Source organism: Crocosphaera watsonii WH 8501, from assembly GCF_000167195.1.
GTDB classification, from domain to species: domain Bacteria; phylum Cyanobacteriota; class Cyanobacteriia; order Cyanobacteriales; family Microcystaceae; genus Crocosphaera; species Crocosphaera watsonii.
In genome coordinates this window covers 1-9,652 of sequence record NZ_AADV02000165.1, presented here as the reverse complement: position 1 = coordinate 9,652, position 9,652 = coordinate 1, and the positions used below count along the sequence as shown (strand labels likewise).

Here is a 9,652-nt window from a genome sequence, read left to right as displayed (position 1 = left end):
CCTTATAACGGTAATTGTTAAAAAGATGGAGCATTCCGATGATGACTTTGTTTATGAAAGGCATGAGTATCATAATAGTTCTTTCAACTTTAGTCTTGGAGAGGTTAGCCTCCACACCAGAATTCTGACAGACGTAGCCGTTCATTTTGGTCATTTTGAAATTTATTACGTAATAAATATCGGAATATATACGCTAACGTCAAAAGAGGTTGTTTGTACCAGTTAAGGCTAATGTCATCACATTCCGAACTTAAGACCAGTCAAGATGTCCACCTGAGAGCCAAACAAATTAAGAGTCTAATTCGCTCTCTTAAACAGAAAATAAAGAAAATTGAACGGGAAGGGGAAGTAGCACCAGCTAATTGTCATATTATTCGTTATCAGGTTAATGGAAAGGGAACAATCTACTGGTATTATAAACTACAGGCTGCTGAATCAATTTTTCCTATGGCCACTAATAATGAGAAAAAAACCAAATATAAATATTTAGGACGAGCCGGAAGTTCTGCTCATATTGATGCTGTAGAAAAACTCACTAGAAGAAATCTCATTGATGAATTAGAACGAGTCATTCAATCTCTAACTGAAAGCTACTTAGATATCTATATTGGAACCGAAACTGAATGAAGCTATTTAATATTTAAAATCCCCTAAAAAGATGGAAAGAGAGTTTTTAAAATCACCTTAATTCTCTATTTTAGCTCTGGAGATATGTTTAGCGTAAAATTTACGCTAACAATTGTTTTTTATCCAAAGTCCAATGATCAGGATCTCTATACTTAAGTGATATTGCTCTCAGGCCAAATTGTTAACTGATAATAATATTATGTCCCTACAAATATTACTAACTATTTGGCAAGTTTCTGGGAGGAATTTCTCGACCTTGATAGAATCTTTTTTCTAAACCACCCAAAGCAAACCAACTAATTACGCCCAAGGGAACAGTTATCGTTAATAAGATCATGCTCCAGATAGGAGGATGGTCAAATATTAATAGTAAGCTAACAATGGCTGACCAAATAATAGAAGTGGCGATCGCTACACCTATTTTTAGGCGTTGTAAGTTCTTGAGTGCTGTGCGACAACTACTACAATGTTTGGTGTGGGAATGGTAGCGATCTAGTAATGTTTCTGAGGAAAGGGCAGGACTTAGGGATTGTTCTGGAAATAACTGTGCTTGATATTGACTAATCCAAATGTGTAATTGAAAAACAAATAAATCTGCTTTTGTCGGTAAATAAAAAGCTTTTGCAAACTTAGAACTACCTCCTTTTTGTTCTAGATATCGTTCTTGATGATGTAGAAAAATTTGATCATCTTCTAATACTCCATTTTGTCCAATATGAGAATACCAACGGGGAGTTAACTTAATAAAAAATTTTGGTATTTTGGAAGAAAACTTGAAGGGAAAACGAGCAAATAAACGACATTTTCCTTTACCGATGGGAGTAGCATAAACTACCGTTAAGGTTCTACCGAATTGCTTAGAAGTGAGATCATGGTACATCATTGCAGGGGCAACAAAATTGGTTTCTTGTCTTCCCAAAGTACCTTTTCTTGGTCCCTCTTCCCACACCCCTTTAAACCCCCATTTTCCTGATTCAATAACTTCTAATTCCACGGGGGAAACATTGGCACGGTTGCCCACACTTTTATGATGGGTATAGGGAATATGGCTAGAATCTAAGACATTTTCCATCAGGGTTAAAGCGTCATAAGGTAAGTCCCGAAAGGTATTTAAACAGACCCATTCATCGGAGTCTTCTTCTAAAACGTCTACGAGGGGAATGGGGGTTATTTCCGCATTTTCCGGTTTTCCAGCATAGACAAATAGTAAGCCTTGTCTGACTTGAGTTGGCAAGGTTTTAACCGATGCTCGGAGGGACTTTTCGGCCTTTCCTGTTGGGTGTTGTTGGGGAATTATTTCACAGTTTCCCTGCCCTGAAAATGCCCATCCATGATAAGGACATTCTAAACAACCTGATTCATTAATTCTACCTTCAGATAAGGGAGCTAAACGGTGGGGACATTGATCTTCAAACACAGACCATTGATTATTTTTTTCCTCCCACCAAATAACAATATTCTTCTCTAATAAGGTGAAAGCTGTGGGTCTTGTTTTATCTAAATCTTCAACATAATGAACGGGATACCAAACCTCTTGCCAGTCAAAATAGTCAGGATCGCTTCCCCCTATAATTGAAGTTTTTTCTGGAGTAATCGTTGTTTTATTATTATTAATCGTTACCATTGGCTAATTTATAGTTTAAAAAGAGTTTAATGATTTCTATTATAACAAAATGTAACAACAAATAGTTAACAAATAATACCGACCCCTGAGCGTCTGGGATCTCCTATAGCTTCTAAAGAATTATCTTCCTTAAGTCTGACAGCATGAACCCCACCAAAAAACATATTTAGTTCTTGCCAAAGGATAATCTCAGTGTCTGGAGGCAGTCGTAAATTTTCAATGGTTTCTAACTGTTTTGTAGGTTCTAGATTAAACAGATTATTTTCCCAATGAACTCTCGGTTTATTAATGGCTTCTTCTAGGGAAAAATTAAAATCTAATAAGTTGAAAATGACTTGTAAAAGAACTGTCCTAATGCGATTTGAACCCCCTGAACCTAAGACGATTTTTGGTTTTCCTTCTTGGAGAATTATAGTAGGAGACATCATGGAAGAAATACGGCAATTATTAGGCCAACAATGAAACCCTAACGGGTTCAAATCTGCTTCTCCTAACATATTATTGAGCATAATTCCCGTATTAGGAATAACATAAGAGGAACCTTCTCCATTAGAGTTGGTTACACTAGCCGCATTACCATATTCATCCATGACACTAATATGAGTGGTACTGCCCCATTTATTAATGGTTTGTTGTAATTTGTTTTGACCATCACTAATATTTTTCTTGCTTAAAAATTGACTAATAATATCATCTTGGTAAAGATAATTGTCATAATTTATTTCTCTAGAATCATTAGTTAAATTCATCACCAATGCCAATAGTTGTAGATAATCTTGGCTTCCAAATTGGTAAGATTTAAGATTAATATTCTCTAGAATTTTTAGAGCATAATTAATCAATATTCCGCCGGAACTAGGGGGAGGATTGGTTAATAGTTGATAGCCTCTATAATTAAAATTAAGAGGTTTTCTTTTAATAACACGATAATTGTCTAAATCTTCTTGAGTTAAATAGCCACCCTCTTTCATATCTTGCAAAATTTGCTGACCAATATCTCCTTGATAAAACTCTTGGATTCCTTTTTTAGCAAATTCTTCTAAGATATTAGCAAAGTCTTTGATATAAGCTATATCTCCGATATTAAATAACTCATTATTTGATAAATAGATTTTTCTTGACTCATGGGAAGCCCTTAAAATAGGTTCTAAGACTTCAAACGTAACTCGGTTATAATCGTTGACTTGGTAACCATTTCTAGCATAGTTAATGGCTGGTTCTACCAACACAGAAAAGGGTAATTGACCTAGTTCCTGATGCACTGTAAACAAGCCCATCAAACTACCCGGAACGGCAACAGAACCCCGACCAATATGAAATACTTGGGTTGCTCCCCCAAAGTTAATATCAACGGGATAAAATTCGATTTCAGAGAGGGATTTTTTTAGTTGAGGGGTTTGACAAAAGAAATCAAATAAAATACTTTCTTGGTCTTGTGTATGTGCCAATAAAAATCCACCCCCCCCCGCAGAAGTTAAAGTGGACTCCACCACAAAAGAGGCTAACATGGCAGCGATCGCTGCATCAAAAGCATTACCCCCTAATTCCAAGATGATCTGACCTGCCTCTGCTGTTTTGGGATGTCCGGCGGCGATCGCTCCACGAGTTTTTCGATTCATCAATTTTGGCTACTAAAACAGGACTATTCTTTAATTAACTTCCTTTTTCAGTATTATAGTCTCAGATTTCAAGGAGATTTTAGTATCCGGATTGACCTCTATCCAAACTTTTGCCCCAGCGTAGAGGGTTTGATTATCCGGACGATAAACAATTTTACACTGTCCATTGAAAGAAACTTCAGAGCAATAGGTTGTTTTCGAGCCTTTTCTGACGATAATGACAGGATCTTTCTCATCTCGGTTATTATTACTCCCGATTAAACCTTTATTGACGTGAATGACCGTAGGTTTTATTCGACGCTTAACCAACCATTGGTCTTTTCTCCCTCGCTTGCCACGAATAATTCTAGGCATTCTTGTTTTGCCATAAAGAGGAATTTTCCAGCCTTTTTGGGTTTTATACGCCCCTTTGACTCGTTTAGCATGAATTAATTGCAGTATCCGTTGACGACTTATTTCAAGTAAGCTAGATGCTTCTGTTATAGTCAAAGTCTTCATAGTACAAAAATATGTTATATAAGGTTTTATTGTACTACAGCAAAAAAAAAATCAATATACGGTAGAGTATGTCAAAATCAAAAGGTGGCAAGCAAGGGAAGCGAGGGTATTGAGATGCGAATTTTATTTGTAGGGGCAGAAGTAGCTCCGTTGGCCAAAGCTGGGGGAATGGGGGACGTACTTGGAGCCTTACCAAAAGTTTTACATCAATTAGGCTATGATGTCCGCATTATCATGCCTTATTACGGATTTCTCGACGATAAAATAGAAGTCCCCTCAGAACCAATCTGGCATTCCCATGCCATGTCCCAGGATTTTTCGGTGTATCAAACCACCCTTCCCAAGAGTAATGTTCCCCTTTACTTACTGAAACACCATAGCTTTGCTCCACGCCGTATTTATGGGGATGATGAATATTGGCGGTTTACCTTCTTTTCTAATGCAGCAGCAGAATTCGCTTGGAATTGCTGGAAACCGGACATAATCCATTGTCATGACTGGCATACAGGTATGATTCCTGTGTGGATGCACCAAACACCAGATATTACCACTGTTTTCACCATCCACAATTTAGCTTATCAAGGGCCTGGCCGTGGTTTTCTGGAACATAATACTTGGTGTCCTGGGTATATGGATGGAGATAATTCTCTGGTGGCAGGAATAAAATTTGCAGGTCGGATCACCACCGTTTCTCCAACCTACGCCGAACAAATCCAAACTCCAGCTTATGGAGAAAGACTCGATGGCTTATTGTCTAACTTTAACCATAACTTAGTAGGAATTCTCAACGGCATTGACATGGAATTGTACAATCCTGCTGAGGATCAATTTATCCATCAAACCTTTACTCCTTATACCCTAGAAGACCGTAAGGCCAATAAAATTGGTCTTCAGCAAGAAACTGGACTAGAGATTGAGGAAGGTGCCTTTTTGATGGGTATGGTGACTCGTTTAGTAGAACAAAAAGGGCTTGATTTAGTTCTTCAAATGTTAGACCGTTTTCTGGTTCATACCGATGCCCAATTGGTGGTTTTGGGCAGTGGGGATCATTATTATGAGAATCAGTTATGGCAATTAGCGGCTCGTTATCCCGGCCGTGTATCGGTACAAATTCTTTATAACGATGTCTTATCCCGCCGTATTTTTGCCGGAGCAGATGTCTTTTTGATGCCTTCGCGTTTTGAACCCTGTGGCATCAGTCAACTGTTTGCCATGCGTTATGGTTGTGTTCCTATCGTTCGAAGCACGGGGGGATTGAAAGATACAGTGAGTTTTTATGATCCCATGAACGAAGAAGGAACCGGTTATTGTTTTGATCATTATGATCCCTTGGAGTTATTATTCTGCATGATTCGTGCTTGGGAAGGATTTCGCTTTAAAGACGATTGGATGAAACTGCAACAACGATGTATGACCCAAGATTTTAGTTGGTATGGCTCTGCGGCTGAATATATCAAAATTTATAAGGAGTTAACCGGACAACCTGGAGAGTTAACCTCCGAAGAAGAAGATAAAATAAGCTTTTTAATTCAAAAGAATATTTCCTGGGATCTTAATGGCAAGGGAAATATAGATGAAAATATTGGAGAAGATAACACTGAAAAAGAATCCACTGAAACCCAGACAGTTATCCAAGAAGAAAGCACAACAGTTGAAGACGAACAAACCCAAGAATCTACAGCCCCAACTGATTCTTCAACCATTACGAGCCAAGCAGTAGAAGTTGTTACTAACCACAATGCCCCAGAAATAGAGGAATCACTATCTCAAGAGAGTTCCACCTCAATCATAACCACAGAAACAGAAGTTCATCAACCAACGAGTGATATTGAGGAAGATCAACCCAAACTAAAACCGCGCCCTTCTATATCCAGTCCTACGGGAGACTAAACTTCCTCCCTCTTCAAGTCAGTGGTTTATTTTCTGGTCAAAATTCCAGGCCACCCAAAATGTGGATGTTTTTGATAGGATTTTTAGGTGAGGATTTATTTTGACATTTTCGTTAACCAAAATTTTTGATAAATATTATGTTTGTTCTACGTTATTGTGTGTGTGTGAGTGTAAGTCTGTTAGCAGTATTATCCTGGAATACAGGACTAACAGCGCAAACGGTGTCTTCTCTAGAAGGAGAATCAGAGGCTGAAAAATTAAGCTTAGACTCGGAACTATCTCAACCCCGTGTTACTGAGATTAGGCAGATGCAAGAGTCCTCTGTCCCCTCTCAGAACCCAAAAAATACTTCAACTGCTGACAAGCAAGGGAAAAACTCCCCTCCAGATATGTTATCCCAGTCAGCAAGCCCTTCCACTCTGGAGGAGTCCGAACAATTCTCAGAAACGGTTCTTGAAAAATTACCCCCCAATAACCTGAATCCTAACGGTAATCCTCTATTACGTCCCACTAGACCAGAAGACGTAGAAACAAATATTAATCAACCCCTAACTCTCAATGAAGTGATTGCCCTGGCCTTACAAAATAATCGGCAAATAGAAGAATCTCGTATTGCTGTCGATGAGGTAAAAGCCCGCTTAGTAGAAGAACGAGCAGCCTTGTATCCTACCCTAGATATCGACTCTAGACTGAACCGCGAATTTATTGAACGTCAGACGGCTGAATTTGCTACAGGTCAGGATACTGTGGCTAAATCACGGGAGGCTACAGGTATTTTTAGTGTTGCCCTTCGCTACGACATTTATACTGGTGGAGAACGAGACGGTCGTATTATGAGAACAGAACGGGAAATTCGCGATCGCCAATTGGAATTAGAAAGAATTGCTGAACAAGTGCGCTTTGAGGCCACAGATAACTATTACCTTCTACAAAATGCCGATGCTCAAGTAGCGATCACCCAGGCGGATGTGGAAAATGCTTCCCAAACCCTACGGGATGCCCAGTTATTAGAGCGAGCCGGTTTAGGGACGAGATTCGATGTTTTAACGGCTGAAGGGGACTTGGCCGCAGCTAATGAACAGTTAACACGGGCGATCGCCGATCAACGAACGGCAAGACGGAGATTAGCAGAAACCCTTAGTCTGGGGCAGCACGTTCAGTTGGTGGCAGCAGACGAAATCACAGAATCTGGGGTCTGGGACCTCTCTCTTGAAGAAACCATTGTCCAAGCCTACAAAAACCGTTCTGAGCTAGAACAAGAGCTAGTGCAACGGGAGATCGGGGAACAGGATCGTCGTATTGCCATCGCAGGGGTCATCCCACGCTTAGATTTTCTGGCAAATTATGGGTTTGACGATGACTTTGATGACAGTTTAGGGGCTTTGGAGAATTATCGCTTTGAAACTCGTTTAACTTGGCGATTATTCGATGGGGGTAGGGCGTTTGCTGGTGCTAGGGCCGCAGAACGCCGTATCGATCAGGCCAATATTCGATTTGCTGATCTGCGCAACGAAATTCGCTTTGAGGTAGAAGAAGCTTATTTTAGTTTGGTGGCTAACCGAGAAAATATTGGCAGTACACGCCAAAATGTGGAGACCCGTGAAGAAGCCCTCAGATTGGCTAGATTACGTTTCCAGGCTGGTGTAGGCACACAAACTGATGTTATTAACGCCCAACGAGATTTGTCCCAAGCACGGGGCAATTTCCTACAAGCTATCATTCAATATAATCAGTCTCTCAATGCTCTACAAAGATCCGTGAGTAACTTCCCTGATAACCGTCTCTTTGAAATCAGGTAAATCCACCTTTGATTAATTTTCTCTGTGATCTGTAATCTTAAGTTTTGAATCTGGTGAACAAATTACTTATAGTTTCTTAACATTATAGGTAATAATTGTTTTATATAGATCGGCGTAATGCAAGGAGGCAGATGACTATTAAATTTGTTAAAGAGGATAAAGAGGTTGTCTCAGCACAAGGGGCTAACCTACGGGAAAAAGCTCTACAAAATAAAGTTGATATTTATACCTTCAAGGGTAAACTTATGAACTGCGGTGGTTATGGGCAATGTGGAACCTGTCTGGTGGAAATCGTGGAAGGGATGGGAAATGTTTCCCCCCGTACCGATTTTGAACAACGAGTCCTCAAGAAAAAGCCTGATAATCACCGTCTTGCTTGCCAAACCCTAGTCAATGGCCCGATAGCAGTGGTTACTAAGCCGAAATAAGGCATAGGACTAATTGCAGTCATTGACCTTAGAGATGATATTCTAAAAGTTGTTGTTTTCAATTGATAACATAGAGGCTAATTAATCATGGAAGTTAACGATCTTGGTTTTATTGCGACTATTCTGTTTGTTCTTGTTCCCACCGTATTCCTACTCATTTTATTCATCCAAACCCGTGAGGAAACGGAATCTTAAGCTATTTTTCATAAATGCTTAATTCAAGATAGTGGGGAAATTTCAACTCGAGAAATTCCCCTCTTTTTTATCAAATTTCCCAAAGTAGTGCAGCTTGGCGAAAGTAATCCACCAGATTTTTACAGAAACTTTCGTGACTAGCCACGACAATGTGTTTCAATGAAACTAACGGAAGAATCTCGAAGTTGATGTCCATGATAAAAGCATTGCCAATTAACCTCTCCAACCTACAGAAAACAGTACTCCAACAAATAGTGAGAGGGACAACAAACCCCTATCGCCTTGTTAGACGAGCCAAGCTAATCTTAGCCGCAGCATCAGGAGAGAGCAATAGTTCGATTAGTCGAAGATTAGAATTAGACCGAGTACAAGTGCGTCAGTGGCGATCGCGATGGTTTGAGGAGAGAGAAAAACTGAGTGCAGCCGAAGAACAACAGGTAACGGAGAAAGCATTAATGGTCTTGATCAAAGGAATTTTAAGCGATCGCCCAAGACCTGGAACAACAAAATCCTTTACGGTCGAACAAGTAGTCCAGATTGTAGCGATCGCTTGTGAAGAATGTGAAAAATCAGACAGACCAGTGAGCCATTGGACACCTTCAGAGTTGGCGGATGAAGCCATAAAAAGAGGAATTGTCGAAAAGATTTCCCCCCGTAGTGTGGGGCGTTTTTTAACAACGAAGCGACATTACACCACATCTCGTCCGTTACTGGTTAAATGCCAAATTGATGATCCCTTAAAATTTAAAAGCAGGTCAATATATCTGTGAACTCATCAAAAGGCAAACTTTGTTAGAACAAGAATCATTAATTAGTACGATGAATGACAGGATTCAGTCTTGAAATTTTTCCGGCAAAGATCAAGCCTAACAGAGAAAATCCATCGGTTGAAAAACGGATTAAGTGTTGCAATGGATGGGCAAGAAAGTGTATCCCTAGGGCCGGGACACATTTTCGATTTCCGACTCAATT

Annotated in this window: 8 protein-coding genes and 1 pseudogene; 6 read left to right on the top strand and 3 right to left on the bottom strand. The window is 39.6% G+C overall.

Annotated features, from left to right (window positions below):
- Positions 1-231: 231 nt before the first annotated feature.
- A complete protein-coding gene (locus tag CWATDRAFT_RS27000; RefSeq protein ID WP_007303072.1) occupies positions 232-627 on the top strand; it encodes a hypothetical protein in 396 nt (131 codons plus the stop codon).
- Between the two features lie 217 nt (positions 628-844).
- Here CWATDRAFT_RS27000 and CWATDRAFT_RS26995 read toward each other — a convergent pair whose 3' ends face one another.
- From CWATDRAFT_RS26995 to CWATDRAFT_RS26985, 3 genes are all read right to left on the bottom strand, one after another.
- The gene (locus tag CWATDRAFT_RS26995; protein WP_007307972.1) at positions 845-2,251 is read right to left on the bottom strand and encodes an aromatic ring-hydroxylating dioxygenase subunit alpha; all 1,407 of its coding nucleotides are present in this window, start codon (positions 2,249-2,251) and stop codon (positions 845-847) included.
- A gap of 65 nt (positions 2,252-2,316) precedes the next feature.
- Positions 2,317-3,870 (bottom strand): gamma-glutamyltransferase, encoded by a 1,554-nt coding sequence (gene ggt / locus CWATDRAFT_RS26990; RefSeq protein WP_007307971.1) that lies wholly within the window; start codon positions 3,868-3,870, stop codon positions 2,317-2,319.
- Between the two features lie 30 nt (positions 3,871-3,900).
- The gene (locus tag CWATDRAFT_RS26985) at positions 3,901-4,368 is read right to left on the bottom strand and encodes a MerR family transcriptional regulator (RefSeq protein WP_007307970.1); all 468 of its coding nucleotides are present in this window, start codon (positions 4,366-4,368) and stop codon (positions 3,901-3,903) included.
- 114 nt (positions 4,369-4,482) lie between these two features.
- On the opposite strand from CWATDRAFT_RS26985, the pseudogene glgA reads away from it, so the two are divergent.
- From glgA to CWATDRAFT_RS26965, 5 genes and pseudogenes are all read left to right on the top strand, one after another.
- A pseudogene (glgA, locus tag CWATDRAFT_RS26980) lies at positions 4,483-5,883 on the top strand (glycogen synthase GlgA); the annotation flags it as partial.
- Between the two features lie 512 nt (positions 5,884-6,395).
- Entirely contained in the window at positions 6,396-8,057 is a 1,662-nt protein-coding gene (locus CWATDRAFT_RS26975) for a TolC family protein (protein WP_007307974.1), read from the top strand.
- Positions 8,058-8,188: 131 nt separating this feature from the next.
- A complete protein-coding gene (locus tag CWATDRAFT_RS26970) occupies positions 8,189-8,485 on the top strand; it encodes a 2Fe-2S iron-sulfur cluster-binding protein (protein WP_042712561.1) in 297 nt (98 codons plus the stop codon).
- A gap of 87 nt (positions 8,486-8,572) precedes the next feature.
- Positions 8,573-8,680, top strand: coding sequence for a photosystem II reaction center protein PsbM (gene psbM / locus CWATDRAFT_RS34755; protein WP_007309987.1), 108 nt, complete (start codon positions 8,573-8,575; stop codon positions 8,678-8,680).
- A gap of 149 nt (positions 8,681-8,829) precedes the next feature.
- Positions 8,830-9,450 (top strand): helix-turn-helix domain-containing protein, encoded by a 621-nt coding sequence (locus CWATDRAFT_RS26965; protein ID WP_007307976.1) that lies wholly within the window; start codon positions 8,830-8,832, stop codon positions 9,448-9,450.
- Positions 9,451-9,652 lie beyond the last annotated feature (202 nt).